Source organism: Microvirga sp. CF3016 (genome assembly GCF_036314085.1).
Classification (GTDB): Bacteria; Pseudomonadota; Alphaproteobacteria; order Rhizobiales; family Beijerinckiaceae; genus Microvirga.
Genome location: NZ_JAYGGM010000004.1, coordinates 264,296 through 288,593, shown reverse-complemented (window position 1 = coordinate 288,593; position 24,298 = coordinate 264,296). Strand labels below are relative to the sequence as shown.

General features: G+C 65.4%; 25 protein-coding genes and 1 tRNA gene. 17 read left to right on the top strand and 9 right to left on the bottom strand.

Annotated features, from left to right (window positions below; all coding sequences use genetic code 11):
• The first annotated feature begins 75 nt into the window (after positions 1 to 75).
• Both cobT and VB672_RS07875 read left to right on the top strand, forming a co-directional pair.
• A complete protein-coding gene (gene cobT, locus VB672_RS07880; RefSeq protein ID WP_329783624.1) occupies positions 76 to 1,101 on the top strand; it encodes a nicotinate-nucleotide--dimethylbenzimidazole phosphoribosyltransferase in 1,026 nt (341 codons plus the stop codon).
• The gene (locus tag VB672_RS07875) at positions 1,098 to 1,601 is read left to right on the top strand and encodes a thermonuclease family protein (RefSeq protein WP_329783623.1); all 504 of its coding nucleotides are present in this window, start codon (positions 1,098 to 1,100) and stop codon (positions 1,599 to 1,601) included. Before cobT ends, VB672_RS07875 begins: the two co-directional genes overlap by 4 nt.
• 29 nt (positions 1,602 to 1,630) lie before the next feature.
• Here the strand turns inward: VB672_RS07875 and VB672_RS07870 are convergent, their stop codons facing one another.
• Positions 1,631 to 2,053, bottom strand: coding sequence for a VOC family protein (locus VB672_RS07870; protein WP_329783622.1), 423 nt, complete (start codon positions 2,051 to 2,053; stop codon positions 1,631 to 1,633).
• A 111-nt stretch (positions 2,054 to 2,164) separates the two neighbouring features.
• Here VB672_RS07870 and VB672_RS07865 point away from each other — a divergent pair, with 111 nt between their 5' ends.
• From VB672_RS07865 to VB672_RS07840, 6 genes are all read left to right on the top strand, one after another.
• Positions 2,165 to 2,797 (top strand): uracil-DNA glycosylase family protein, encoded by a 633-nt coding sequence (locus VB672_RS07865; RefSeq protein ID WP_329783621.1) that lies wholly within the window; start codon positions 2,165 to 2,167, stop codon positions 2,795 to 2,797.
• A gap of 123 nt (positions 2,798 to 2,920) precedes the next feature.
• Entirely contained in the window at positions 2,921 to 3,133 is a 213-nt protein-coding gene (locus tag VB672_RS07860; RefSeq protein ID WP_329783620.1) for a hypothetical protein, read from the top strand.
• Positions 3,134 to 3,218: 85 nt separating this feature from the next.
• Positions 3,219 to 3,575, top strand: coding sequence for a hypothetical protein (locus VB672_RS07855; protein WP_329783619.1), 357 nt, complete (start codon positions 3,219 to 3,221; stop codon positions 3,573 to 3,575).
• Positions 3,576 to 3,901: 326 nt separating this feature from the next.
• Positions 3,902 to 4,693, top strand: a complete 792-nt coding sequence (locus tag VB672_RS07850) for an enoyl-CoA hydratase-related protein (protein WP_329783618.1) — start codon at positions 3,902 to 3,904, stop codon at positions 4,691 to 4,693.
• A gap of 13 nt (positions 4,694 to 4,706) precedes the next feature.
• A complete protein-coding gene (locus VB672_RS07845) occupies positions 4,707 to 4,913 on the top strand; it encodes a hypothetical protein (RefSeq protein ID WP_329783617.1) in 207 nt (68 codons plus the stop codon).
• Between the two features lie 257 nt (positions 4,914 to 5,170).
• Entirely contained in the window at positions 5,171 to 7,489 is a 2,319-nt protein-coding gene (locus tag VB672_RS07840; protein ID WP_329783616.1) for a caspase family protein, read from the top strand.
• A gap of 59 nt (positions 7,490 to 7,548) precedes the next feature.
• Here VB672_RS07840 and VB672_RS07835 read toward each other — a convergent pair whose 3' ends face one another.
• The 3 genes from VB672_RS07835 to moaA all read right to left on the bottom strand — a co-directional run bounded on the left by VB672_RS07835 (position 7,549) and on the right by moaA (position 10,530).
• Positions 7,549 to 8,481 carry an NAD(P)-dependent oxidoreductase gene (locus tag VB672_RS07835; protein ID WP_329783733.1) on the bottom strand — a complete coding sequence of 311 codons (933 nt, stop codon included), beginning with the start codon at positions 8,479 to 8,481 and terminating at the stop codon, positions 7,549 to 7,551.
• 200 nt (positions 8,482 to 8,681) lie between these two features.
• Positions 8,682 to 9,482 (bottom strand): transporter substrate-binding domain-containing protein, encoded by an 801-nt coding sequence (locus tag VB672_RS07830; RefSeq protein ID WP_329783615.1) that lies wholly within the window; start codon positions 9,480 to 9,482, stop codon positions 8,682 to 8,684.
• 10 nt (positions 9,483 to 9,492) lie between these two features.
• A complete protein-coding gene (gene moaA, locus VB672_RS07825; protein WP_329783732.1) occupies positions 9,493 to 10,530 on the bottom strand; it encodes a GTP 3',8-cyclase MoaA in 1,038 nt (345 codons plus the stop codon).
• 93 nt (positions 10,531 to 10,623) lie between these two features.
• On the opposite strand from moaA, the gene VB672_RS07820 reads away from it, so the two are divergent.
• Positions 10,624 to 10,992, top strand: coding sequence for a DUF971 domain-containing protein (locus VB672_RS07820; RefSeq protein ID WP_329783614.1), 369 nt, complete (start codon positions 10,624 to 10,626; stop codon positions 10,990 to 10,992).
• Between the two features lie 278 nt (positions 10,993 to 11,270).
• Here the strand turns inward: VB672_RS07820 and VB672_RS07815 are convergent, their stop codons facing one another.
• Positions 11,271 to 11,855 carry a L,D-transpeptidase gene (locus tag VB672_RS07815; RefSeq protein WP_329783613.1) on the bottom strand — a complete coding sequence of 195 codons (585 nt, stop codon included), beginning with the start codon at positions 11,853 to 11,855 and terminating at the stop codon, positions 11,271 to 11,273.
• A gap of 247 nt (positions 11,856 to 12,102) precedes the next feature.
• Here VB672_RS07815 and VB672_RS07810 point away from each other — a divergent pair.
• Positions 12,103 to 12,177, top strand: a tRNA-Val gene (locus tag VB672_RS07810).
• Positions 12,178 to 12,244: 67 nt separating this feature from the next.
• Here the strand turns inward: VB672_RS07810 and VB672_RS07805 are convergent.
• Positions 12,245 to 12,946, bottom strand: coding sequence for an HAD family hydrolase (locus tag VB672_RS07805; RefSeq protein WP_329783612.1), 702 nt, complete (start codon positions 12,944 to 12,946; stop codon positions 12,245 to 12,247).
• Positions 12,947 to 13,036: 90 nt separating this feature from the next.
• Here VB672_RS07805 and VB672_RS07800 point away from each other — a divergent pair, with 90 nt between their 5' ends.
• From VB672_RS07800 to VB672_RS07790, 3 genes are all read left to right on the top strand, one after another.
• Positions 13,037 to 13,492 (top strand): hypothetical protein, encoded by a 456-nt coding sequence (locus tag VB672_RS07800; protein WP_329783611.1) that lies wholly within the window; start codon positions 13,037 to 13,039, stop codon positions 13,490 to 13,492.
• 128 nt (positions 13,493 to 13,620) lie between these two features.
• Positions 13,621 to 14,316: a ribose-5-phosphate isomerase RpiA gene (rpiA, locus tag VB672_RS07795; protein WP_329783610.1), complete on the top strand. Its 696-nt coding sequence runs from the start codon at positions 13,621 to 13,623 to the stop codon at positions 14,314 to 14,316.
• Positions 14,317 to 14,347: 31 nt separating this feature from the next.
• On the top strand, positions 14,348 to 14,854 hold the full coding sequence (locus VB672_RS07790) for a DUF2059 domain-containing protein (RefSeq protein ID WP_329783609.1): 507 nt from the start codon (positions 14,348 to 14,350) through the stop codon (positions 14,852 to 14,854).
• A 73-nt stretch (positions 14,855 to 14,927) separates the two neighbouring features.
• Here VB672_RS07790 and VB672_RS07785 read toward each other — a convergent pair whose 3' ends face one another.
• The 3 genes from VB672_RS07785 to VB672_RS07775 form a co-directional block, all read right to left on the bottom strand.
• On the bottom strand, positions 14,928 to 16,427 hold the full coding sequence (locus VB672_RS07785; RefSeq protein ID WP_329783608.1) for a tripartite tricarboxylate transporter permease: 1,500 nt from the start codon (positions 16,425 to 16,427) through the stop codon (positions 14,928 to 14,930).
• Positions 16,428 to 16,437: 10 nt separating this feature from the next.
• Positions 16,438 to 16,911: a tripartite tricarboxylate transporter TctB family protein gene (locus VB672_RS07780; protein WP_329783607.1), complete on the bottom strand. Its 474-nt coding sequence runs from the start codon at positions 16,909 to 16,911 to the stop codon at positions 16,438 to 16,440.
• A 68-nt stretch (positions 16,912 to 16,979) separates the two neighbouring features.
• Positions 16,980 to 17,951, bottom strand: coding sequence for a Bug family tripartite tricarboxylate transporter substrate binding protein (locus VB672_RS07775; protein WP_329783606.1), 972 nt, complete (start codon positions 17,949 to 17,951; stop codon positions 16,980 to 16,982).
• A gap of 231 nt (positions 17,952 to 18,182) precedes the next feature.
• Here VB672_RS07775 and gor point away from each other — a divergent pair, with 231 nt between their 5' ends.
• From gor to VB672_RS07755, 4 genes are all read left to right on the top strand, one after another.
• Positions 18,183 to 19,568 carry a glutathione-disulfide reductase gene (gene gor, locus VB672_RS07770; protein WP_329783605.1) on the top strand — a complete coding sequence of 462 codons (1,386 nt, stop codon included), beginning with the start codon at positions 18,183 to 18,185 and terminating at the stop codon, positions 19,566 to 19,568.
• Between the two features lie 304 nt (positions 19,569 to 19,872).
• Positions 19,873 to 20,415, top strand: a complete 543-nt coding sequence (locus VB672_RS07765) for a hypothetical protein (RefSeq protein WP_329783604.1) — start codon at positions 19,873 to 19,875, stop codon at positions 20,413 to 20,415.
• Positions 20,416 to 20,736: 321 nt separating this feature from the next.
• A complete protein-coding gene (locus VB672_RS07760; RefSeq protein ID WP_329783603.1) occupies positions 20,737 to 22,122 on the top strand; it encodes a class II 3-deoxy-7-phosphoheptulonate synthase in 1,386 nt (461 codons plus the stop codon).
• 385 nt (positions 22,123 to 22,507) lie between these two features.
• Positions 22,508 to 24,241: an NAD+ synthase gene (locus VB672_RS07755; protein WP_329783602.1), complete on the top strand. Its 1,734-nt coding sequence runs from the start codon at positions 22,508 to 22,510 to the stop codon at positions 24,239 to 24,241.
• Positions 24,242 to 24,298: the final 57 nt, after the last annotated feature.

The following is a 24,298-nucleotide window of genomic DNA, read 5'->3' as shown; positions in this document are numbered from 1 at the left end:
TTCACCCCGCGTGCATGGATCGTTATAGGTCACGCCTCTTCGCGTTCTGCAATGCCCCCCGGGCCGGAGCCCTCCATGTCTGATGCCGTGTCCTCACCTTTCGACGATATCCGCCGCCTGATCACGACCATGCCGGGTCCGGACGAGGCGGCCGTCGAGGCCGTGCGGCAGCGCGACCGGCAGCTCACCAAGCCGGCCGGGAGCCTCGGGCGCCTGGAGCGGATCGCCGAGTGGCTCGCCGCCTGGCAGGCCAAGCCCAATCCCAGCGTCGACCGTCCGCTCGTCTGCGTCTTCGCGGCGAGCCACGGGGTGACCGCCAAGGGCGTGTCGGCCTTTCCCTCCGAGGTGAACCGGCAGATGCTGGAGAACTTCGCGGCGGGCGGGGCGGCGATCAACCAGATCTGCGCGGCCTACGGCCTGGGCTTCAAGGTGTTCGATCTCGCCATCGACATGCCGACCGGCGACATCACCGAAGCCGATGCCATGGACGAGAAGGCTTGCGTCGCCACCATGGCGTTCGGCATGGAGGCGATTGCCGGCGGCACGGATCTTCTCGCCGTCGGCGAGATGGGCATCGGCAACACCACCGTCGCGGCCGCGATCTACACGGCGCTCTATGGCGGACCGGCCGAGCATTGGGTCGGCCGCGGCACGGGCGTGGACGACGAGGGCCTCAGGCGCAAGGTCGCGGCGGTCGAGGCGGCCATCGCCCATCACGGCGAGAACCTGAAGGATCCGCTCGACGTGCTGCGCCGCCTCGGCGGGCGCGAGATCGCCGCCATGGCGGGGGCAATTCTCGCCGCGCGGCTGCAGCGCATCCCGGTCATCCTCGACGGCTATGTGGCGACGTCCGCCGCCGCCATCCTCCACGCCGTCCATCCCTCCACCATCGACCACTGCATCGCCGGCCATCTCAGCGCCGAGGGGGCGCATCAGGATGTGCTCACGCGCCTCGGCAAGGTCCCGCTCCTGGCGCTCGGCATGCGGCTCGGCGAAGGATCGGGCGCGGCGCTGGCCGCCGGCCTGGTGAAGGCGGCGGCGGCCGTCCATCGCGACATGGCCACCTTCGGCCAGGCGGGAGTTTCCGAGCGCCTGTCGTGAGATTCCGTAGGCGTCGCTCCGGGTCGAGCGGACTCACATCTCTGATCGTTGCGCTCGCGCTCGCCGGCGGGGCCGGGTTCGTGCTGAAACCGAGCGGACGCTCGCTCGAAGGCCGGGCCCAGGTCACCGACGGGGACACGATCCGCATCGGCGAGACGCGCATCCGTCTCAAGGGCATCGACGCTCCCGAGATGGAGCAGCGATGCTCCCGCGCCGGCCGTTCCTATGCCTGCGGCGAGACCTCCCGCCGGGTTCTGATCGATCTCGTTGCCGGCGAGACGGTCCGCTGCCGCGCCACCGGCCGCGACCGATACCAGCGCATCCTCGCCCGCTGCACCGTGAACGGCCGCGATATCGGCGCCCGCATGGTGGAGGACGGTTGGGCCGTCTCCTACGGACGCGATTACGACCCGGAGGAATCCCGCGCCCGCAGCCGCTCGGCCGGCCTGTGGGAGGGCGACTTCGAGCGTCCGCAGGACTGGCGGCGGGAGAACATGTAGGCCGGCTGAGGCCGACGAAAGCCTCCTGGTCAATCGGCGGGGAGAAAAGCTGGATTCCAGACGATCTCCCAGACATGCCCGTCGGGATCCTGGAAATAGCCGGCATAGCCTCCGTAGAACGTGTCCTGGGCTTCCTTGAAAACGCTGGCGCCGGCCCGGCGGGCCTGCTCCATGACTTCATCGACCTCGGCTTTGCTCGAGACGTTGTGGCCGATCGTGAACCCCGTCGGGCAGCGTGCCGTCTTCGCGAGGCCCGTGTCGTGGGCGATGTCGTCCTGCGCCCAGACCGCCAGCTTCAAATTGGACTGCAGATCGAAGAACGCGACGGCGCCATGCTCGAGCTCCTTGCCGATGATGCCTTCGGTCGAAAGCCCCAATCCGTCGCGGTAGAACGCGACGGCTCTTTCCAGATCGTCCACGCCAAGCGTCAGCACTGAAATTCGCGGTTTCATGTGATCTCCGTCCGAGGCTGCAGCGGGAGCCGCAATTCGGGACTCCGCTGAGACGTTTCGCCCAAAGGCGGCTCTCTCGATTATGCCCTTTCGAACCGCCATCTGATAGGGATGAATCCCTCTCCCAGCTTCGACGACCTCGCCGCCCAACTGAAAGCCTGCCGCATCTGCCGCGACGCTCCACGCTACGGAGCCGCCCTGCCGCATGAGCCGCGGCCGATCATTCAGGGCAGCATGACGGCGCGCCTGTGCATCGCCAGCCAGGCGCCGGGTACCCGGGCGCACGCGAGCGGCATCCCGTTCAACGACCGGTCGGGCACGCGGCTGCGCGAATGGCTCGGCATCGACAAGGCGACCTTCTACGCCGCCGCCAAGGTCGCCATCGTGCCCATGGGCTCCTGCTTTCCGGGTCAGGATGCGAAGGGCGGCGACCTCGGTCCGCGCCGGGAATGCGCCGAGGCCTGGCGCAGGCCGCTCTTCGCGGCGCTCCCCAACCTGGATCTCGTCCTGCTGATCGGCCAGTACGCCCAGGCTTGGCATCTCGGCGACGGCTTCACGGACGGCCTGACCGCGACGGTCCGGCGCTGGCGGGAGATCCTCGAGAATCCTCAGAAGCCTCGCATCCTACCGCTGCCGCATCCGTCCTGGCGCAACAACGGCTGGCTCCGCAAGAATCCTTGGTTCGAGGCCGAGCTGTTGCCGGTGCTCCAGTCCGAAGTTCGCTTCATCCTCAAGGAAAGATAATAATCATAAAATATAGTTTCCCATTTTAATAATATTCAGCTCAGAAAGTAAATATTAGAACCAGGAAATATTTTGGAACGATGACCCTTGTGGACCGTTGTCGAAGTATCAATAGGGATTTTCATGTCTCATATTCCTGCAAATCAAGGTCACTATATTTTCGCCGGGCGCCACATGCGGGAGGTCCAGGCCAAATGGGATCGCCTGTCGATGTCCGATCTCGTACAGATCAAAACGAAGGCGCAGCTGATTGAGAGAGTGCAGGAGCAGTATGGTTTGCCCCACGAGGTGGCGGCCCAGGATGTGGAAATCTGGAATTTCGGCCGGCGCTTCTGATCGGCGCCGCGGGACCACTGACCGCAGGGGCGAACGTCCGTTCATGCATGGCGGTCTGCATGGACATTATGAAGGAGACGCCCCCATGAGAACTCACCATTTCGCTGTTGGAGAACACGTGCTTTATACGGAGCACCGTTTCCCTCATCTCGTCCGTAAGCAGCCCTACACGATCGTCGGCTGCCTCGATTCGGGACGCCCCGAGCCGCAGTATCAGATACGATCCGCCTCCCGGCCCTACGATTGCGTGGCCGGCGAAGATGAACTCAGTCGGGATGCGTCACCGATGAGCGCCTTCCGCGATGTGGATGTTTCGGAATTCCTTGATGGCACCGGCACGGGTGAGGCTGCCAATCTCAACCTCGTTCCCTGGCTGAGCCTGCCGCGCAGGGCCCAGCACAAGAACGAGCAGGCTTACCCGTTCAGCCACCAGCAGTCATGATCAAGCGCGGCCTCCCGCTGACAGCGAACGCGCGGACTTCCCTGATCCTCGCAGGGCTTGCAGTCATTTTCTGCTTCGGCGTTTTCACGATGATCCTGATCTGACCGCAGAAGCCGCGCATCCCGGCTCTGGAGAGCGAGCTGAACGCCCGTTTCGAAATCGTCCAGCCGACCTATCTTTGATGGGGAATCTCAAAAGAGGTCCCGAACCGTTCAAGGCGTCGGCCGCCAGCGCCAGCCTCCTTCCTTAGTCTGAGCCCGACTTTTCCGGGTTCTCCGCTCCCAGATCCGTACTATGTTCGAGCTCGACGATAAGGAGCTTGAACCATGAGCCCGACGACCCTGCGCTGCACCGTCGACGGATCGGTCGCGACCATCACGCTCGCGCGGCCCGAGAGGATGAACGCATTCAACGCCGCCATGCACGCGGACCTGCGCGAGGCGCTCGACCGATGCGAGCGGGACGAGGCGGTGCGCGTGGTGGTGCTCACCGGGGAGGGGCGGGCCTTCTCTTCGGGCCAGGATCTGACGGTGGACCTGAAACGCGACGAGCAGGGCCGGATCGACCTCGGGCCTGCGCTCGCCCGCGATTACAACCCGCTCGTTCTCAGGCTCGCCAATTACGCGAAGCCCACCATCGCGGCCCTGAACGGCCCGGCGGTCGGCGCCTCCATGAACATCGCGCTCGCCTGCGATATCGTCGTGGCGGCCCGCTCCGCCTATCTGCAGGAGGCGTTCTCCAAGATCGGCCTGATCCCGGATGCCGGCGGCACCTGGATCCTGCCGCGCCTCGTCGGTCCCAAGCAGGCTCTCGCCCTCATGCTCAGCGCCGAGGCCGTTCCGGCCGAGGAGGCCCAGCGCATGGGTCTCGTCTACAAGGTGTTCGACGACGCGTCCTTCGCGGTCGACGTGGCGGCTTTCGCCGCAAGACTCGCCGAAGGGCCGGGTCTGGCCTATCGCCTCACCAAGCAGGCGGTGGCCCAGAGCCTCACCAACGACCTCGAGGCGCAGCTCAACCTCGAAGCCAGGCTCCAGAGCGAGGCCGGATCGAGCGAGGATTTCATGGAGGGCGTCGCGGCCTTCCGCGAGAAGCGCGCTCCCCGGTTCGAGGGACGGTAAGGAGATCAAACGGATGCGCCCCACCTACTGGATTCTCGGCCTGGCTACCTTAAGCATCGTGATCGGGCTCTTCATGTCGCGCGATCCCGAACGGGCCGAGCGGCTCAATCAGATGTACCGGGACGCTGCCCTGACGGGCGAGACGCGCCAGATGGCAATCATGGGCCTCGCCATCGCGATCGGCGCCTTCGTGGTCTATCTGACGATGACGCGGCGGTGAGCGCTTGGGCGCCCAACTCTTCTGATCGATTGATCTCGGCCTCATCCTGAGGAGCAGACGCAGTCTGCGTCTCGAAGGAGGGTCCAGAGTGCACTGAATCCGCCCTCGCCCTTCGAGACGCTTCGCTCCTCAGGATGAGGGCCTAGGGAGAGCTTGGTTCGATCATGCTGTCCCGCTTTGTTCACGGCCCATTCAAATGCTATGACCTTTCCTGTGCGCAAGACCCGTAAGAAAGCGGGTGAAAGGGTGCCTGAACCGTGTCTCGTCTGAAACGTGCTATCGTTTTTCTCGGCCTCGCCGTTGCTGCCGTCGCCGGCCCGGCCTCTCTGGCCTCAGCCCAGGACCGCCTCGCCCTCGTGGTCGGGCAGGGCGCCTATCAGGGGCGGCCACTTCCGACCACCGTCAACGATGCCGGCCTGATCGCCCAGACCCTGACCAGCGCCGGGTTCGAGGTGATCCAGGGGCGGGATCTCGGCGCCCACGATCTGCGCAGCCTCGTCCGCGACTTTCTCGACAAGGCCCAGGATCTGGAGCCCGGCTCTGCCGTGATGGTCTATCTGGCCGGTCACGGTATCCAGCTGGAGGGCGAGAACTATCTGCTGCCGGTCGATGCCCGCATCGAGCGCGACGTGGACGTGCCGATCGAGGGCTTCCGCCTGTCCGATCTCGTCCGCTCCCTCGAGCGCAGTCCGGCGCAGGTGCGGGTGGTCGTCGCCGACATGGCGCGGGATTATCCCCTGGGCTCCACGGGCGAACCCGTGGCCAAAGGGCTCGCCCTCATGGAGCCGCCCGCGGGATTCCTGATGGCCTTCTCGTCGGCTCCCAACATCACCGCGCCCGACGGGCAAGGTCCTTACGGCGCCTATGCGACGGCGCTCGCCGAGATGATCCGCCAGCCGGGAATGCCCCTCGACGAGGTCTTCGCCCGCGCGCGTCTGCGGACCCATGAGGCCACCAACGGCCTCCAGATCCCCTGGCATTCGGCCAATCTGGGCCAGGCCTCCTTCGCGTTCTTCGAGCAGGCGGAGGCCGCCGCGGCGCCCCTGGTGCGCGAGGTGCGCCGGATCGAAGAGGTGCCGGCCGAGGAGGCCTATGCCATCGCGGTCGAACGCGACACGATCCAGGATTACCAGGCCTTCCTGCGCCGCTATCCCGACCATCGCCTCGCCCGTCGGGTGACGGCGCTGCTCGCTGCCCGTCGCGAAGCCATCGTCTGGCGCCGGACCCTCGCGAGCAACACGCGGGAGGCCTACTGGACCTATCTGCGCCGCTACCCTAACGGGCCTCATGCGGCGGACAGCCAGCGCCGGCTGGCGCGCCTGTCGGCCCCCTATGCTCCGCCGGCCGCCTTCGAGGAGGTGGTCTACGAGGATCTGCCGCCGCCCCTGCCGGAGGTGGAGCGGGTCGAGGTGGTGGAGGTCGTGACCATCATCCGCGACGTGCCGCCGCCCCGGACGCCGGCCTATCTCCTTCCGCGATGGGAGGAGGACGAGGAGTTCGTCACGATCGTCCGCGAGCCGCCGCCGCCGCCCGTCATGGCCGGGGTGCTGCCGATCCCGATGGCCATCCCGGTGCCGGTGCGCGCCCGGCCGCCGCGTTCCTTCTACCAGCCCATCGCGCCGATCACGCCGCGCGGTCCGATGGCCATTCCGGTTGCAGCCCCGCCCGTCTTCGGCGCGCTCATGGGTGACGAACGCGGACCCCGCCCACGCCGCGGCCTGCGCCCCGAGCAGCCGGTCGTTCCGCGTCAGCCCGGGCTCGCGGCGCCGATCCGGCCGATTCCCGTATCGGTCGATCCGAGAGGGCCCCGCGAAGACAGGGGAGCCCGTCCGGGCGAACCGCCGCGCGCCCGTCCGGTCCGCATTCCCCCGCGCCCGATCCCGCTCGTGGACCTGCCACAGGAGCGCCCGCGTCCGGGCCGGTCCGATATCGGCGAGCCGGCTTTGCGTCCGGAGCCGCCGCGCGGCCTGCGTCCTGCCGAGCGCGGCCCGGATCCCCGGACGATCCGTCCACAGGCTCCCGTGCGCGATGCGGCCCGCCCGAGAGATCCGCGCCTCGACAGGGACGAGATCCTTCTGCGGCAGCCCCGGCCCGAGAGGCCCCGGATCGAGATCGAGCGCGAGCGGCCCGGACGGAGCGACTTCGATCGCCCGGAGCCGCGCATCAGGCCCGAGCGGGGAGCCCCTGTTGCCGGTCGTCCGCCGGTCGTGCTGCCGCAACCGGAAGAGCGCCGTCCCCGCCGGGACGATGATGGCCCGCGCTTCCGGCTCGAGCGCGAGCGTCCCGCCGCGGTGGAGCGGCCGGACCGTGAGCGTCCCTCGCCACGGATGGCGCCGCGGATCGACCGTCCGGAGACGCCGGTCTTCCAGCCGAGGCCTGTCCCTCGCATGGATCTGCCGCGGGAGGAGCGCGTCTTCCGCGAGCCGCCGCGCCCCTCGGTTCAGCCTCGTCCCGGCCGCGACATGGAGCGGATGCCGCAGATGCGTCCTGCTCCCGGTCCCTCCGGTGGGCGCCAGGGTGGCGGCAATGCGGAGCGTTGCCGGCCCGGGCGGCCCTGCGCGGAAGAAGTCCGTTGAAACAAAAGCGCCGGAACCGAGAGGCTCCGGCGCTTCGCCGTCGATGAAGATCTGAATCCCTACTTGTCCAGCCGGGCGATCAGGCTCGACGTGTCCCAGCGCTTGCCGCCCATCTTCTGGACGTCGGCATAGAACTGGTCGACCAGGGCCGTCACCGGCAGGCTCGCGCCGTTCTTGCGCGCCTCGCCCAGCACGATCGACAGGTCCTTGCGCATCCAGTCGACCGCGAAGCCGAAATCGAACTTGCCCTGGTTCATGGTCTTGCCCCGGTTCTCCATCTGCCAGGAGCCGGCGGCGCCCTTCGAGATGACGTCGAGCACCGCCTCGATGTCGAGGCCGGCCTTCTTGCCGAAATGGATGCCCTCGGCGAGACCCTGGACGAGGCCCGCGATGCAGATCTGGTTGATCATCTTGGTGAGCTGGCCGGCCCCGGCTTCGCCCAACAGGCGGCAGGCGCGGGCAAAGCTCATGATCACCGGCTCGGCCTTGGCGTAAACCTCCGCATCGCCGCCGCACATGACCGTGAGGACGCCGTTCTCCGCGCCCGCCTGACCGCCCGACACGGGAGCGTCGATGAAGGAAAAGCCCTTGTCCTTGGCGGCGGCATAGAGCTCGCGCGCCACTTCCGCCGATGCGGTGGTGTGGTCGACGAAAATCGTGCCTTTGCCCATGCCGTGGAAGGCGCCGTCGGGGCCGAGCGTCACCTGGCGCAGATCGTCGTCGTTGCCGACGCAGGCGAACACGATCTCCTGGCCCTCGGCGCCCTCGCGGGGCGTCTTGGCGGCGCGGCCGCCGTTCTCGGACACCCACTGCTCGGCCTTGGCCGCCGTGCGGTTGTAGACCGTCACCTCGTGACCCTTCGCCCTGAGGTGACGCGCCATGGGATAGCCCATCACGCCGAGTCCGAGGAATGCAACCTTCGCCATCGTTCGCTCCCTGAATTGCCGTTCGGTTCTAGCGCATCGCGCGAAAAAGTGGACCCGGTTTTTCACGAACTCTGGTTCGTGCAGAACGACGCCTAGGGCATCGCGGACTGCCGCAGGTCGGAATGACACTCACCACGTCATCACCGGCCTTGTGCCGGTGATCCCGATGCGCGAGACGTCGCACCTTTCCGATCGGGATGGCCGGGACTGATGCCCGGATCAAGTCCGGGGACGGCCGTGACAAGAGGAGGTTTGACCGCACGCCTCTACTTAATGTCGAACGAAAAATACTTGGCACGAATCCGGTCGTAGGTGCCGTCGGCCTTCACCTGCGCGATGGCGCGGTTGAACTGCTCGCGAAGACCCGCATCCTCCTTGCGCAGGCCGATGCCATAGGCCTCGCGCTTGTAGGCGGGCTCGGCCGGCGCATCGCCGAGGATGTGGCAGCAGGCTCCCTCGCGGCTCTCCAGGAATTTCGAGAGGAGCAGCTCGTCGGCGAAAACGGCATCGATGCGGCCGACGAGAAGATCGAGATTGGCCTCTTCCGCCTTGGCGAAGAGGATGATCTCGGACTCCTTGTAGAAGGTCTTGAGGTAGGTCTCGTGATCGGTGCGCTCGATGGTGCCGATCTTCTTTCCTGCCATCGCGGCCGGCGTGACGTCGCCGGGAGCCGTCTCCTTCGAACCGATGAAGACCGCCGGGATGCGGTAGTACGGATCGGAGAAGGCGATCCGCTTCTGGCGCCGTTCCGTGATCTCCAGCGAGGACATGACCGCATCGTATTCGCGGTTCACAAGCCCCTTGATGATGCCGTCCCAGGCATGGGGCACCAGTTCACACGTGACCTTCATCGCGTCGCAGAGGCTCTTGAGGAGGTCGACCTCGAAGCCCTGAAGCTCGTTGTTGGCATCGATGAAGTTGAAGGGCGGGTAGGCGCCCTCGACGGCGATGCGGATCGCGGGCTTCGGCGCGGCATCCTGCGCGAGACAGGCATGCCCTCCGAACGCGAGGAGCACACCCGCCAGGAGCGCCAGCCGTCGCGCGAACATCGGAACTCTCACACTCATGGAATTGCGCTCAGCCCCCTGTGACGCTCATGTGGCGAGAAAGGGCAGGGCGGGCGTGGCGCCGGTCGATGATGAAGTCGTGGCCCTTCGGCTTGCGGGCGATGGCGTCGACGATGGCTCGTTCGAGAAGATCGTTGCTCTCGGATGCGCGCACCGGCGCCCGCAGGTCGGCGGCGTCCTCTTGCCCCAGGCACATGAAGAGCTGACCGGTGCAGGTGAGGCGCACCCGGTTGCAGCTTTCGCAGAAGTTGTGGGTCATCGGGGTGATGAAGCCGAGACGTCCGCCGGTCTCCTTCACCCGCACGTAGCGCGCCGGCCCGCCGGTGCGGTCGGCAAGATCCTCGAGCGCGTAATGCGCGGCGAGGCGTGCGCGCACCAGGGAGAGGGGCAGGAACTGGTCGATGCGCTGACCGTCGATCTCGCCCAGCGGCATCACCTCGATCAGGGTCAGGTCCATGTCGCGCCCGTGCGCCCAAGCGAGGAGGGTCTCGATCTCGTCTTCGTTCACCCCTTTGAGGGCGACCGTGTTGATCTTGACCTTGAGGCCGGCATTCTGAGCCGCATCGAGCCCCTGCAGCACCTTGGTCAGGTCGCCCCAGCGGGTGATGCGGCGGAATTTGTCGGCATCGAGCGTGTCGATCGACACGTTGATCCGCTTCACCCCGCAGGCGGCGAGCTCCTGCGCATGGCGGGCGAGTTGCGAGCCGTTGGTGGTGACGGTGAGTTCATCGAGGGCACCCGACGCCAGATGGCGGGAGAGCGATCCGAATAGGGTCATGATGTCCCGGCGCACCAGGGGCTCACCGCCGGTGATCCGCAGCTTGCGCACGCCCCGGTCGACGAAGGCCGAGCAGATGCGGTCGAGCTCTTCCAGGGTGAGCAGGTCGCGCTTGGGCAGGAAGGCCATGTCCTCGGACATGCAATAGACGCAGCGGAAATCGCAGCGGTCCGTCACCGACACCCGAAGATAGGTGATCGCCCGGCCAAACGGGTCTAGGAGGGACCGGTCGGTATCAGAGTTCTCGGGATGAGCCGGGAAGGGCTCCATGGCGGAGAAATCCTTGTTCGCGCGAATGCTTGCCTTCAACTTGATCTTCAAGCAGTTAGCGTGAAATCGCAAACCAGGAAAGGGGCGAGGCCTATGACATCCGAGCGCTGGCCCACGGAACTCCGCCTCGCCAGGGACAAGCGCAGCCTGCGCATCGCGTTCGACGACGGGACGGCCTTCGACCTGCCGGCCGAGTATTTGCGGGTGACGAGCCCCTCGGCCGAGGTCCAGGGTCACAGCCCCGCCGAACGCAAGACCGTGCCGGGCAAGCGGGAGGTCGAGATCGTCGGGGTGGAGCCCGTCGGCAATTATGCCGTCAAGCTCATCTTCGACGACATGCACGACAGCGGGATCTACGGCTGGGACTATCTTTATCGGCTCGGGGCCGAGCAGGGGGAGAAGTGGCAGGCCTATCTCGACGAGCTCGCCGCCAAGGGGCTGTCGCGGGATCGGGTGAGGTGACAGGGCAGCCGTTCGTCTCCTCTGCACGTCATTACCTTCCCGGACTTGATCCGGGGATCAGGGCCGGTGATCCCGATATGAGAAGGGCCGCAGTGTCATTCCCGGCCGGAGCGCAGCGGAGGGGAAGGGAATCCAGTGTCACCCGCAGCACCAATGAGTGGATCCCCTTCCCGGCCTACGGCCGCCGGGGATGACACCGGAGCGCTTCCCTCGGCGCTGCCGCCTCACATGATCGGATGGCCGGGACAGGCCCGGCCATGACGGCAGAAAGGGATGCTTTATCGAAGCACAACCACCCGGGCGCCCACCTTGGCGCGGTTGTAGAGGTCCGTCACGTCCTCGTTGGTCATGCGGATGCAGCCTGAGGAGACAGCCTCGCCGATGGTCTCCGGCTCGTTCGAACCGTGGATGCGGTAGATCGTGCTGCCGATATACATGGCGCGAGCGCCGAGCGGGTTGTCCGGGCCTCCTCTCATGTAGCGGGGCAAGTCGGGGCGGCGCTTCAGCATGGCCGCCGGCGGGCGCCAATCCGGCCATTCGCGCTTCATGGTGATGGAGTGGCTCCCCGACCAGGTGAAGCCCGGGCGGCCCACGCCGACGCCGTACTGAATGGCCTGGCCGTTGCCGAGCACGTACCAGAGCCGGCGCTCGCTGGTCGACACGACGATGGTACCGGGAGCGTAGCGGCCCGTGAAGGTCACGACCTCGCGCGGAACCGGCGCGGCCTGGGCCTTCAGGGCCTCTTCCGCGCTGTAGAGCGGCTGACGGGTGAGTGGATCGATTGCCGTAAATGCCGCAGCCGGCGTCGCGAGGGCGACGAAGGCGCAGGCGAGCCCGGACAGGGCAGCGCGGGTGCGTCCCATTATTGCCTCAGAGAAAACACGGTTGATGGCGGGTTCTGCCACTGTTCAACGCAACAGCCCCGCTTCGGATCCAAGCTTTATCAAGGTTCTGCTATACAATCCTAGTGCAGAAATGCCTCATTTCCGCCGCATCGTAAGCAAGCCGTTAAAGCCGGGGTGCCACAATCCAGGTAACAAAATACTTGGTTCAGCGCGCGCTACTTTGGCTTGACGCCGAGGGTTCTGCGCCTTTAGAAGGCCCTTGTCAGGGCGCGTAGCTCAGCGGGAGAGCATTCGCTTCACACGCGAAGGGTCACAGGTTCAATCCCTGTCGCGCCCACCATTCCTTCCTGACAAGCCAAGCTTCACATTTTCGTGTGCGACGCGTCGCACAGGAACGATGCTGTGCGTCAGGCGGCCAGCGGCCGCAGGAGGCCCTGCACGGCAGCGAACAGGTCGTCGAAGTGATCGATGACCAGATCGGGTCCCAGATCGCGGACCGGCACCTCGGTATAGCCGAACGGGACCGCGACCACGGGAATGCCGGCATTCTTCGCCGTGACGATATCGGTCCGAGAATCCCCGATCATCACCGCCCGGCCCGGGCTTCCGCCGGCGCGCTCGATGGTCAGGGTCAGATGACGCGGATCGGGCTTGAAGTAGGGGAACGTGTCGCGGCCGCAATTGGCCGCGAAGCGATGGCCGATGCCGAGCTCGTCGAGGAGCTTGACGGAATGCTCCTCGACCTTGTTGGTGCACACCGCCAGGATGAACCCTGCCTCCTCCAAGCGGTCCAGGGCTGCGGCCACGCCCGGGTAGAGCTGCGTCCGGACGCAGATGTTTTCCCCGTAATGGACCATGAACTGGCGGAACAGCTCGTCGAGATGGCCAGGCGTGAGCTCCTTGCCGGCGGCCTCGAAGCCGCGTTCGATCAGGGCCCGGGCGCCTGCGCCGATCATGTCGCGCGCCTGCGCCAACGGCAGAGGAGCGAGCCCCTCCCGTCCGAGGATCACGTTGAGGGTCCCGACGAGGTCGCCGGCCGTATCTGCCAGGGTTCCATCGAGGTCGAAGACCGCGATGGGCGAGACGATGTGCGGGGTATCAATGGCCATGAAGGTCGGCTACCTGCTGGAGGCAAGGGAATCAAGCCTGGGATGATATGGTGCCTATGGTTGATTCGTTCTTACCGGATGGAGTGTTGAATGCGGTTCCTTGGTTCCGCGGCGTTGATTTTGGCGGTCCTGGCGCTGGGAGGGCTTTCCAGCCCCGCCACGGCCGCATCGTATGATTTCGTGCCTGCGCCTCAGACCGACCTGAACAGGATTTATCGGATCGATCGGATCACAGGCGAGGTAAGTTCCTGCCAATATGGGCTACAAGAAGGCACGGTCGGGGTCACCCTCTGCTACAGCGCCGGCGAAGGCGCCGGCGCTCAGGCTCCAGGGGAATACGGGCTGGTCGCGTCGCGCCATGAGCGGGAGGGCGGCGTATTCCGGGTCAATTACCGGACCGGCCAGATGAGCATCTGCTACGTTTTCGACGAGCGGGTGGTCTGCACGCCTCAGATGACCCCGTCCCCGGCCGCGTCGACGGCTGCGCCGACCGCCGGTACGCCGACGGTCAGTTCGGGCACCGGTGCCTCGCCGCAGCGTCCCTGAGAGGCCCGGCAAGGCAATCCGCGGCCGATCAGAGGTGAAACGTTCTTTCTTCCTGCCGTCCTGACATGCTAGAGGCGAGCAAAACGGCTCGTCGCACGCCAGGGCGGACGCATTCTTAGAGGATCTCAGTGAGCGACAATCTCAAGCGCGCTGCAGCCGAGAGGGCTGCCGAGCTCGTCACCGATGGCATGAGGCTGGGCCTGGGCACCGGCTCGACCGCCGCGCATTTCGTCGCGGCCATCGGCGAGCGCGTCCGCGGCGGGCTCCGGGTGGTGGGCGTCCCCACCTCCGAGGCGACCCGCGACCAGGCGCAGCGCGAGGGCATTCCCGTGTCGACCCTCGACGAGACCCCGGACCTCGACCTCACTGTCGACGGAGCCGACGAGCTCGACGACGACCTTCGCCTTATCAAGGGCGGCGGCGGAGCGCTCCTGCGCGAGAAGATCGTCGCCTCCTCGAGCCAGCGGATGATCGTGATCGCCGACGGATCGAAGCATGTGCCGAAGCTCGGCCGCTTCCCCCTGCCCATCGAGGTCGTGCCCTTCGGCCTCACGGCCACCGAGCGGGCCATCATCAGGCTTCTGGACAGCCTCGGCATGACCGGGGAGCTGCATCTCCGGCATGCGCCCGACGGGGCCGCCTATGTCACGGACGGGGGCCATTTCATTCTCGATGCGCATCTCGGGCGCATCGACAAGCCGAACGTGCTTGCCTCGACGCTGAACAACATCCCCGGCGTCGTGGAGCACGGTCTTTTCCTGGGCCTGGCCACCGGGGCGATCCTCGCAACGGCCGACGGGCTCGTTGAACTCGGTCAGCTCTGACCCTGAAGCCATGACGATTGGAGCCACACTTATGATCCGCAACGCCTCCCGCCTGGCCGCGACCTCGGTCGCGCTGTTCATGCTTGCGAGCCCGGCTTTCGCGCAACAGGCCCAGCAGCCCAGCGCCGGTCACCTGGCCGCGGCCCGTGAGGTCGCCATCAGCTCCGGCATGACGGGCGCCTTCGATGCCATGACCGGGCCTCTTCTGAACCAGCTTCAGCAGATGAACGTGACCCGACCGGAGATCCGCCAGGATCTGGAGCAGGTCGTGACCCTCATCCGGCCCGAGGTCGAGCAGAAGAAACAGGAAATGGTCGAGGCCACCGCGCGGATCTTCACGACCCGGATGACCGAGGCGGAGCTGAAGGAAGTTGCGGCCTTCTACAAGTCCGCGGTCGGCCAGAAATACGTGCAGATCCAGCCCGGCGTCCTCGACGACGTGGTCCGGGACATGTCGATCTGGACCCAGAGGACTTCCGAGTTCATCCTGACCCGCGCCCGCGAGGAAATGAAAAAGCGCGGCCATCAGCTGAACTGAAATCGGTTGCTTTCCGATGCGAAAAGGCCCGGTTTCCCGGGCCTTTCTTTTTGTGAGCTGGGCTCTCGAAGGGCTAATCCTCGACCGCCTTGAAGCGCCCCAGGCCCTTCAGGAAGAAGGGAAGGACCAGGGCAACGAGGGCGATGGCCAGCAGGGTCGCCGAGATCGGGCTCTGCAGCAGCACCATCGGGTCTCCCAAGCTGATCGAGAGGGCTCGGCGGAGCTGGCTCTCGGCGATCGGCCCCAGGATCAGGCCGACCACGACCGGCGCGATGGGAAAGTCGAACCGCCGCATCAGGAAGCCGAGCACGCCGAACACCGCCAGCATGATGAGCTCGACCGGGGACGGATTGGCCGCAATGGTGCCCATGGTGGCGAAGACCAGGATGCCGGCATAGAGCCAGGGCTGCGGGATCTTCAGGAGCCGGACCCAGAGGCCGACCAGTGGCAGGTTCAGCACCAGCAGCATGGCGTTGGCGATGAACAGGCTCGCGATCAGGCCCCACACCAGTTTCGGCTGATCGGCGAAGAGCAGGGGACCCGGGTTGAGGCCGTATTGCTGGAAGCCGGCGAGCATCATGGCGGCGGTGGCGGAGGTGGGAAGGCCCAGGGTCAGCAGGGGCACGAGGGTTCCGGCCGCGGCCGCGTTGTTGGCGGCTTCGGGACCGGCCACGCCCTCGATGGCGCCCTTGCCGAATTCCTCCGGGTGCTTCGTCAGGCGCTTCTCGGTCGAATAGGACAGGAAGGTCGGGATTTCCGCGCCACCGGCCGGCAGAGCCCCGATGGGGAAGCCGAAGGCGGTGCCGCGCAGCCAGGGCTTCCACGAGCGCTTCCAGTCCTGCTTGGTCATCCAGAGCGAACCGCGCACGGCTTCGAGCTTTTCCTCGTGAACGTGGCGGCGGGAGGCGACGTAGAGCGCCTCGCCCACGGCGAAGAGGCCGACGGCCAGGGTCGTCACCTCGATGTTGTCGTAGAGCTCTGCTACGCCGAAGCTCAGGCGGGACTGGCCGGACAGGATGTCGATGCCGACAAGCCCGAGCAGGAGGCCGATGAAGAGGCTCGTCAGGCCGCGGACGGGGGAATCGCCGAAGGTGGCCGAGACGGTCACGAAGGCCACCACCATGAGGGCAAAGTAATCCTCAGGCCCGAAGCTCACCGCGATGTCGACGAGATACGGCGCCAGGAAGGTCAGCCCGAGGGTCGCGATGGTGCCCGCCACGAAGGACCCGATGGCGGCCGTCGCGAGAGCCGGGCCGCCGCGGCCGGACTTGGCCATCTGGTTGCCCTCGAGCGCCGTTGCCATGGAGGCGCTCTCTCCCGGCGTGTTGATCAGGATCGCGGTGGTCGAGCCGCCATACATGCCGCCGTAATAGATGCCGGCGAACATGATGATCGAGCCCGCCGGATCGAGCTTGAAGGTGATCGGCAGGAGCAGCGCGACGGTGAGCGCCGGGCCGATGCCGGGCAGAACGCCGACGGCCGTGCCGAGAAGGACCCCGATGAGGGCGAACAGCAGGTTCATCGGCTGAATGGCGACGGCGAGGCCGCTTGCGAGGGACGTGAAGGCTTCCATTGGCAAGGCCTCAGAACAGGCGCTCGAGCGGCCCGGCCGGCAGGGACAGGGTCAGGAGCTTGGCAAAGAGCACATAGACGAAGACGGCGATGACCGCGCCGATCAAGAGATCGGTCAGGAACGCGCGGCGCCCGAAGGCAGCCGATGTGGTGGCGAACAGGATGGCCGTTCCGATCATGAAACCACCGCCGAAGCGGATAAGGACGATCAGGCAGGCGAGCCCGCCGAGGATCAGGATGATCGGCTTCCAGTCCAGGCTGTCGCGGGCCGGGAGATCGCCCCGCAGGGCCCCGATGCCGTTGCCGATGGCGAGCAGCGTGAGGCAGACCGAGACCACGATGGGCATGACTTTCGGGCCGAGATCGTAAGGAGACAGGATCTGGAGCTTGGTCATGTCCCACCAGACGAGAGCGGCCAGTCCGAGAAGAATGAGCGCGATGACGAGGCCTGCCACGTCGATGCGCCGCTGGGGAGATGTGGTCATGGTATATCCCAAAAAAGAAGCGCCGCGCTCCGAGAACGCGGCGCTTCCAAGCGGCTTTATATTGAAATTTAAGACTTCACCAGCCCCACTGCAGTGAGCACTTCTTTCGTGCGGACCTGCTCGTCGGCAAGAACCTTGGTGAAGGCGTCGCCGGACAGGTAGGCATTCTCCCAGCCCTTGGCCTTGAGAATTTCCTGCCACTCCTTCGACTGGGCCATCTTGTCCATGGCGTCCGTCAGGGCCTTCTTCTGGTCGGCCGAGATGCCGGGAGGGGCGACGACCGCGCGCCAGTTGGCGATCTCGAGATCGACGCCCTGCGCCTTGATGGACGGCAGGTCGGCGGTGGCCTTGTCGGCCGGGGTGGTCAGGCCGATGAGGCGCAGCTTGCCCGCCTTCACCTGGCTCTCGAACTCGCCATAACCCGAGATGCCCGCCGTCACCTTGCCGCCCAGGATGGCCGCCAGGGCCTCGCCGCCGCCGGAGAATGGGATGTAGTTGATCTTGGTCGCATCGGCGCCCGCAGCCTTGGCGAAGAGCGCCGCGGCGATGTGGTCGACGCCGCCGGCCGAGCCGCCGGCCCAGGTGACCTTGGACGGATCGGCCTTGATGGCGTCCGCGAGGTCCTTGGCGGTCTTGATCGGCGAGTTCGCCGGCACCACGATGGCCTCGTACTCCGTCGTCAGGCGGGCGATCGGCGTCGTCTGCTCAAGGGTGACGGGCGACTTGTTGGTGAGAAGCGCACCCACCATCACGTAGCCCATGACCATGAGCTGGTTGCCGTCGCCCTTGGAGTTGTTGACGAGCTGGGCGATGCCGATCGAGCCGCCGGCGCCGGGAACGTTGGTGACCTGCACGCTCTTGGCGATGCCCGACTGGGTCAGGGCCTGCTGCATGGAGCGGGCCGTCTGGTCCCATCCGCCGCCCGGTGCCGCCGGAGCCATGATCTTGAGCTCCATCTGAGCTGCCGCCGATGTCACGAATCCTGCCACGGCTGCCGCAGCGAGAGCGCTGCGCCAAAGACCTTTACGAAACTGGCTCATCGATTTCCTCCGTTGACGCCGACGTCCGGTCGGCGTGTCAGCGGCAGACCCTAATGAGGGAACAGGAGAGCGGCAAGCGGCTTGCACCTTTATCGTTATCGAACCTTGGCGTAAGAGCTTCACGATCCGGGTGAGCAGCCATGTGCCCCGAGCAGGGCTGGCGGGCGGCTTCGGCGAAAACCGTCCTTATATGAATGAATCCGAGTTGCAGAATTGAGCGGAGACCGCCCCATGTCCTCATTCGACGTTGACCTCTTCGTGATCGGAGGCGGATCGGGCGGCGTGCGTGCGGCGCGGATCGCGGCAGGCTACGGCGCCAAGGTCATGCTGGCCGAGGAATACCGGGTCGGCGGGACCTGCGTCATCCGCGGCTGCGTGCCGAAGAAGCTGATGGTCTATGCCAGCCGCTTCGCCGATGATTTTCACGATGCGCAAGGCTTCGGCTGGACGTTGAGCGAGACGCGCTTCGACTGGACGACCCTGATCCGCAACAAGGACAGGGAAATCGACCGGCTCGAGGGCATCTACAGGGCGAACTTGGACAAGGCGGGCGTCGAGATCGTCGACAGCCGCGCCGTGATCGAGGACGCGCATACGGTCCATGTGCTCAAGACCGGCGCGCGCATCCGCGCCCGTTACATCCTCGTGGCCGTCGGCGCCCATCCGACCCTTGAGCCGGTCATTCCGGGCGGCGAACTCGGCATCACGTCCAACGAGGTCTTCCATCTGGAAACCCAGCCCAAGCGCATCCTCGTGGTGGGCGGCGGCTACATCGCCGTCGAGTTCGCGGGCGTCTTCGCCGGCCTCGGCAGCGAGGTCACGCTCCTGCACCGGGGCGACAAGCTTCTGCGCGGCTTCGACGAGGATGTCCGGGATGCGCTCGGCGAGGCCTATGCCCAGCGCGGCATCAAACTGGCTCTGGGCACGACGCTGACGAGCCTGGAGAAGACACCCGACGGCATTGCCGCGACCCTGTCCGACGGGTCGAGCCTTACGGTCGATCAGGTTCTCGTCGCCACAGGGCGGCGCCCGAACACGAAAGGGCTCGGCCTGGAGAACGCGGGCATCACCGTCGACGAGGTCGGGGCCATTCCGGTCGACGGCTATTCCCAGACCCTCGTGCCCTCGATCTACGCGGTGGGCGACGTGACGAACCGGGCGAACCTGACCCCCATCGCCATCCGCGAAGGACACGCCTTTGCCGACACGGTGTTCGGGGCTAAGCCCACCATCGTCGACCACGACCTGATCCCCACGGCGGTCTTCTCGACGCCGGAAATCGGCGTCATCGGCTGCGGCGAGGCCGCCGCCCGGGCGATCTACGGCGAGATCGACGTCTACAAGACTGCCTTCCGGCCCATGAAGGCCACGCTCTCGGGCGGCAAGGACCGGGTCTTCATGAAGCTCATCGTCGACAAGGCCACCGACAAGGTCGTGGGCGTCCACGTCATGGGCCACGATGCGGGCGAGATGATCCAGCTCGCCGGCATCGCCGTCACCATGGGGGCCACCAAGGCCGATTTCGACCGCACCGTCGCGGTTCACCCAACGGCCGCGGAGGAACTGGTCACCATGCGCACGCCCGTGGTGGTCAAGAAGCCGGTGGCGGTGGGGTAGTTATATTTGTACCGACTCGTATGCAAAGAAGGTGTATATCCTGAGCAGAACTTGAAACCTGTCGACTAAGTCTCAAAATATATGATACTAAGTTTCCTATGGGGCGGCGGTTTTCCAGATTTCTTAGGCGGTATGCGATTTTCAGTGCTTCTGTAATTGCCGCTGCCCAGGGATGGACTTGGCTTTATGGGCTTGAGGATGAGGTGAAGATCTGGGTGGTAGAGAACCGATCTTTAGTTACGATCGTTCTGACTTTATCGTTCATTGTATATGGAATGTATGACTGGCTGGAGGAGCGCGACAAATGAATAATATCCCTGCGCCAGTTCTGTTTGCATTTATTGCCCTCATTGCTTGGCCGCTGATTCAGCTCATATCGGTCCTTGTTGTTCGCTCGAGTCGCGTTCGATTGAAGGCACTTGCCGCGGAACTTCAGTCAGATCCGAAATTTACTGATCGGGATCGAGAGGCTATTGAAGAAGAGTTGATCTTCGCGCGTGCAGGGCGGGGAGATCCAATGAATGCTGTCATCTTGGCAGTAACACCCCTCATCCTCCCTCTGATCATCTTAGGAGATGCTCTGCGTGGGCTTTCCGGCCATCAGGAGCCTCCGTCTTCGTCTTACCCGCAAGTGGGCGATCGAATTGGTTCAGACGTTCGGTTTCGTCAGTTGCACAAGCTGAGCACGCTCATTGGATGGATAAGACGGCCTGTGGCCGCATTTTTCGCTATGGCTCTTTCTCTTCCCATACTTCCTCTTTCGCTTCTTGTGTTTGGGTTGCGTGGGACATCCAGAGAAATACAAGGTGCCGTAAGCCGTTTCATGCGTGTCGCAGCTCACGTTTAGCAACTTAGATATCCGCGGCCATGACCCTCCTGGAAGCCTATGCTTATTTCGGCATCCCGATCATCGCGGTAGCGATGGGGCTCGGCGCCCTTTGGATGTCCCGGCGCGAGAGCCGTCATCATCACGCGTGCTGAGACGCGCCGTTCTCCCATTTCCCGCGATTTCGGGCCCGATGCGAGGAGCCGCGGCATGCGGTCCCCTGCTGCATGTCTGTTAGCTAACGCACTCGCCTTTTTGTTTATGTCGTGTATAGGTGCCGTTTCGTGCCGCTTGTTGCGGTGAACGACGAGGATTTTGAGAAAGGACACGGGGGTAAGTGTCATGACCGAGCGGTGGACGCCCGACAGCTGGAGAAACAAGCCGATCCAGCAGGTGCCGGCCTATCCGGACCTTGAGGCGCTTGAGAGCGTCGAGCAGCAGCTCGCCGGCTTTCCCCCGCTGGTCTTTGCGGGCGAGGCCCGCAAGCTGAAGCGGACGCTGGGCAAGGTGGCCAAGGGCGAAGCCTTCCTGCTCCAGGGCGGCGACTGCGCCGAGAGCTTCGCCGAGCATTCGGCCGACAACATCCGCGATTTCTTCCGCCTGTTCCTCCAGATGGCCGTGGTGCTCACCTATGCGGGCGGCTCGCCGGTGGTGAAGGTCGGCCGTGCGGCCGGCCAGTTCGCCAAGCCTCGCTCGGCCCCGACGGAGACCATCGACGGCGTCGAGCTGCCGAGCTACCGGGGAGACATCATCAGCGACATCGCCTTCACGCCGGAGGCGCGCACGCCCGACCCGCGCCGCCAGCTCATGGCCTATCGCCAGTCGGCCGCGACCCTCAACCTGATCCGCGCCTTCGCGACCGGCGGCTATGCGAATCTAGAGAACGCCCATCGCTGGATGCTCGGCTTCGTGAAGGATTCGCCGCAATCCTCCCGCTACAGCGAACTCGCCGAGCGCATCACCGAGAGCCTGAACTTCATGCGGGCCATCGGGATCGACCCCGAGACCCATCCCGAGATGCGCTCGACGGATTTCTACACCAGCCACGAGGCCCTTCTCCTCGGCTACGAGGAGGCCATGACCCGCGTCGATTCCACGACGGGCGACTGGTACGCCACTTCCGGCCACATGCTCTGGATCGGCGACCGCACCCGCCAGCTCGACCATGCCCACGTGGAATACATGCGCGGCATCAAGAACCCGATCGGCCTCAAGTGCGGTCCGTCGCTCTCGGCCGATGGGCTGCTCAAGCTCATCGACACCCTCAACCCCGAGGACGAGGCCGGCCGGCTGACCCTGATCTGCCGCTTCGGCGCCGACAAGGTGGGCGATCACCTGCCGGGCCTGATCCGCGCGGTGCAGCGGGAAGGGCGCACGGTGGTGTGGTCCTGCGATCCGATGCACGGCAACACGATCAAGGCGGCTTCGGGCTACAAGACCCGGCCTTTCGAGAGGGTCATGGGCGAGGTGCAGGACTTCTTCGCCATCCATCAGGCGGAAGGCACGCATGCGGGCGGCATCCACCTTGAAATGACCGGCAAGAACGTGACGGAATGCACGGGCGGCGCCCGGGCGCTCACCGATGCGGACCTGCGCGACCGCTACCACACCTACTGTGATCCGCGCCTCAACGCCGAGCAGGCGCTGGAGATCGCCTTCCTGACCTCGGAGCTCATCAAGCGGGAGCGTCAGTCAAGGGAACAACCGGCCGCCCTCGCGGCGGAATGACGGATTGGTCGAATTAAGAAAAGGGGCGTCAAAAGCGCCCCTTTTCTTTACGCATACGCAACTCTACTCGTATTTGGGCTTAACTAAGCCAGCCCATGAAGAAGAGAATAAGAATGATCGGCAGAGGAATGCCGATGAGCCAGAGCAGGCCGCCTTTCAACATGTCAGTCTCCCAGTGTTTCGTGTGAAAATAACGAACTGAACTGTTGCGGGTTCCCACAAAGCTTGAGCTTTGCACGTGTCTTTGAAACACGCGGATCCGGCCTTCGCGCGACTTATGCAAAGTCCCTGGATCAGCCCTGCTCCGTGAGCGTTTAAGAGTTCACGGGAAAGCTTTACGCTTGCGTTGTTGCGCCCTCCGTGGCGCGCTAGATCTGCAGGTATCATGGCTCAGAACACGCTCAAGATCGCTCTCGCGCAGCTCAACCCCATCGTCGGCGACGTGGCCGGCAACGAGCAGAAGGCGCGCCAGGCCCGTGCCGAGGCGGCCCGCCTCGGGGCCGACCTGGTGATGTTCACGGAGCAGTTCCTCGCCGCCTATCCGGCCGAGGACCTCGTGCTCAAGCCCGCCTTCCAGGATGTTTGCCGCGCCGCGCTGGAACGCCTGGCCCGCGAGACGGCCGACGGCGGCCCAGGAATGCTCATCGGATTGCCCTGGCGGGAGGGCGATGCTCTCTACAACGCCTATGCGCTGCTCGATAACGGCGCGATCACCCTGCGCTACAAGGTCGACCTGCCGAACTACGACGTGTTCGACGAGAAGCGGAATTTCGATCCCGGCCCTCTGCCGGGCCCGGTCAATTTCCGCGGCATCCGGATCGGCGTGCCCGTCTGCGAGGACATCTGGACCGGCGACGTGGTCGAGTGCCTCGCCGAGACGGGAGCCGAGTTGCTCCTGGTGCCGAACGGTTCGCCCTATCATCGCGGCAAGACGGATGAACGCTTCAGCATTGCCACCGCTCGCGTGACGGAGAGCGGCCTGCCACTCGTCTATCTCAACCAGGTCGGCGGCCAGGACGAACTGGTCTTCGACGGCGCGTCCTTCATCCTCAACGCGGATTGCTCGCTCGCCGGCCAGCTGCCGGCCTTCGAGGAATGCATCGTCCTCACCGTCTGGGAGAAGGGGGAGGACGGCTGGGCGTGCCGCGAAGCGCCCATGGCCACGGTCGAGGAGGGCAGGGAGGCGGATTATGCCGCCTGTGTTCTTGGTCTTCGCGATTACGTGGAGAAGAACCGCTTTCCCGGCGTGGTGCTCGGTCTCTCGGGCGGCATCGATTCCGCCATCTGCGCCGCCATGGCGGTGGATGCGCTCGGGCCCGACCGGGTGCATTGCGTGATGCTGCCCTACCGCTACACCTCGGGCGAGTCGCTGAAGGACGCGGAGGACTGCGCCAAGGCCCTCGGCGTCCGCTACGACATCCTGCCGATCGCCGAGCCTGTGGAGGGCTTCGAGGCGGCCCTGCAGCCTCTGTTCGCCGGCCGGGAGCGGGACATCACGGAGGAGAATCTCCAGAGCCGCGCCCGCGGCACGATCCTCATGGCGATTTCAAACAAGTTCGGCGCCATGGTGGTGACCACGGGCAACAAGTCGGAAATGTCGGTGGGCTACGCCACCATCTACGGCGACATGAACGGCGGCTTCAACCCGATCAAGGACCTCTACAAGATGGAGGTCTATCGGATCTCGGCCTTGCGCAACCGCTGGAAGCCGAAGTTCGCGCTGGGGCCCGACGGCATCGTCATCCCCGAGAACATCCTGACCAAGGCGCCGACCGCCGAACTGCGCGAGAACCAGAAGGACCAGGATTCACTGCCGCCCTACGAGGATCTCGACGAGATCCTGCGCGGCCTCGTGGAGGAGGAGCTGCGGGTCTCCGAGATCGTCGCGAAGGGCTACGACCTGGAGATCGTCAAGAAGGTGGAGCGGCTGCTCTACATCGCCGAATACAAGCGCCGCCAGGCGGCCCCCGGCGTGAAGGTGACGCGCAAGAATTTCGGCCGCGACCGGCGCTACCCCATCGTCAACCGCTTCCGCGACCAGGGCCTCGTCGCCCACCAGAAGGACGAGGCCCTGGAGCGCGCCATGGGCAAGCCGCGGGTGGGGCCGCAGGACGTTTAGGACACGCTCCACATGCTCTCCTCCCCCACAAGCCTCGGGCTTGCCCGAGACTTGCTC

Bases quoted from the DNA above. Each gene is read 5' to 3' on its own strand.
- VB672_RS07820 (WP_329783614.1), top strand. From the start codon at position 10,624: ATGACATCCGAGCGCTGGCCCACGGAACTCCGCCTCGCCAGGGACAAG.
- VB672_RS07870 (WP_329783622.1), bottom strand. From the start codon at position 2,053: ATGAAACCGCGAATTTCAGTGCTGACGCTTGGCGTGGACGATCTGGAA.
- VB672_RS07755 (WP_329783602.1), top strand. From the start codon at position 22,508: ATGGCTCAGAACACGCTCAAGATCGCTCTCGCGCAGCTCAACCCCATC.
- VB672_RS07845 (WP_329783617.1), top strand. From the start codon at position 4,707: ATGCGCCCCACCTACTGGATTCTCGGCCTGGCTACCTTAAGCATCGTG.
- VB672_RS07775 (WP_329783606.1), bottom strand. From the start codon at position 17,951: ATGAGCCAGTTTCGTAAAGGTCTTTGGCGCAGCGCTCTCGCTGCGGCA.
- VB672_RS07860 (WP_329783620.1), top strand. From the start codon at position 2,921: ATGTCTCATATTCCTGCAAATCAAGGTCACTATATTTTCGCCGGGCGC.
- VB672_RS07865 (WP_329783621.1), top strand. From the start codon at position 2,165: ATGAATCCCTCTCCCAGCTTCGACGACCTCGCCGCCCAACTGAAAGCC.
- cobT (WP_329783624.1), top strand. From the start codon at position 76: ATGTCTGATGCCGTGTCCTCACCTTTCGACGATATCCGCCGCCTGATC.
- gor (WP_329783605.1), top strand. From the start codon at position 18,183: ATGTCCTCATTCGACGTTGACCTCTTCGTGATCGGAGGCGGATCGGGC.
- VB672_RS07830 (WP_329783615.1), bottom strand. From the start codon at position 9,482: ATGAGTGTGAGAGTTCCGATGTTCGCGCGACGGCTGGCGCTCCTGGCG.
- VB672_RS07850 (WP_329783618.1), top strand. From the start codon at position 3,902: ATGAGCCCGACGACCCTGCGCTGCACCGTCGACGGATCGGTCGCGACC.
- VB672_RS07815 (WP_329783613.1), bottom strand. From the start codon at position 11,855: ATGGGACGCACCCGCGCTGCCCTGTCCGGGCTCGCCTGCGCCTTCGTC.
- VB672_RS07765 (WP_329783604.1), top strand. From the start codon at position 19,873: ATGAATAATATCCCTGCGCCAGTTCTGTTTGCATTTATTGCCCTCATT.
- VB672_RS07800 (WP_329783611.1), top strand. From the start codon at position 13,037: ATGCGGTTCCTTGGTTCCGCGGCGTTGATTTTGGCGGTCCTGGCGCTG.
- VB672_RS07805 (WP_329783612.1), bottom strand. From the start codon at position 12,946: ATGGCCATTGATACCCCGCACATCGTCTCGCCCATCGCGGTCTTCGAC.
- VB672_RS07760 (WP_329783603.1), top strand. From the start codon at position 20,737: ATGACCGAGCGGTGGACGCCCGACAGCTGGAGAAACAAGCCGATCCAG.
- VB672_RS07785 (WP_329783608.1), bottom strand. From the start codon at position 16,427: ATGGAAGCCTTCACGTCCCTCGCAAGCGGCCTCGCCGTCGCCATTCAG.
- VB672_RS07780 (WP_329783607.1), bottom strand. From the start codon at position 16,911: ATGACCACATCTCCCCAGCGGCGCATCGACGTGGCAGGCCTCGTCATC.
- moaA (WP_329783732.1), bottom strand. From the start codon at position 10,530: ATGGAGCCCTTCCCGGCTCATCCCGAGAACTCTGATACCGACCGGTCC.
- VB672_RS07855 (WP_329783619.1), top strand. From the start codon at position 3,219: ATGAGAACTCACCATTTCGCTGTTGGAGAACACGTGCTTTATACGGAG.
- VB672_RS07790 (WP_329783609.1), top strand. From the start codon at position 14,348: ATGATCCGCAACGCCTCCCGCCTGGCCGCGACCTCGGTCGCGCTGTTC.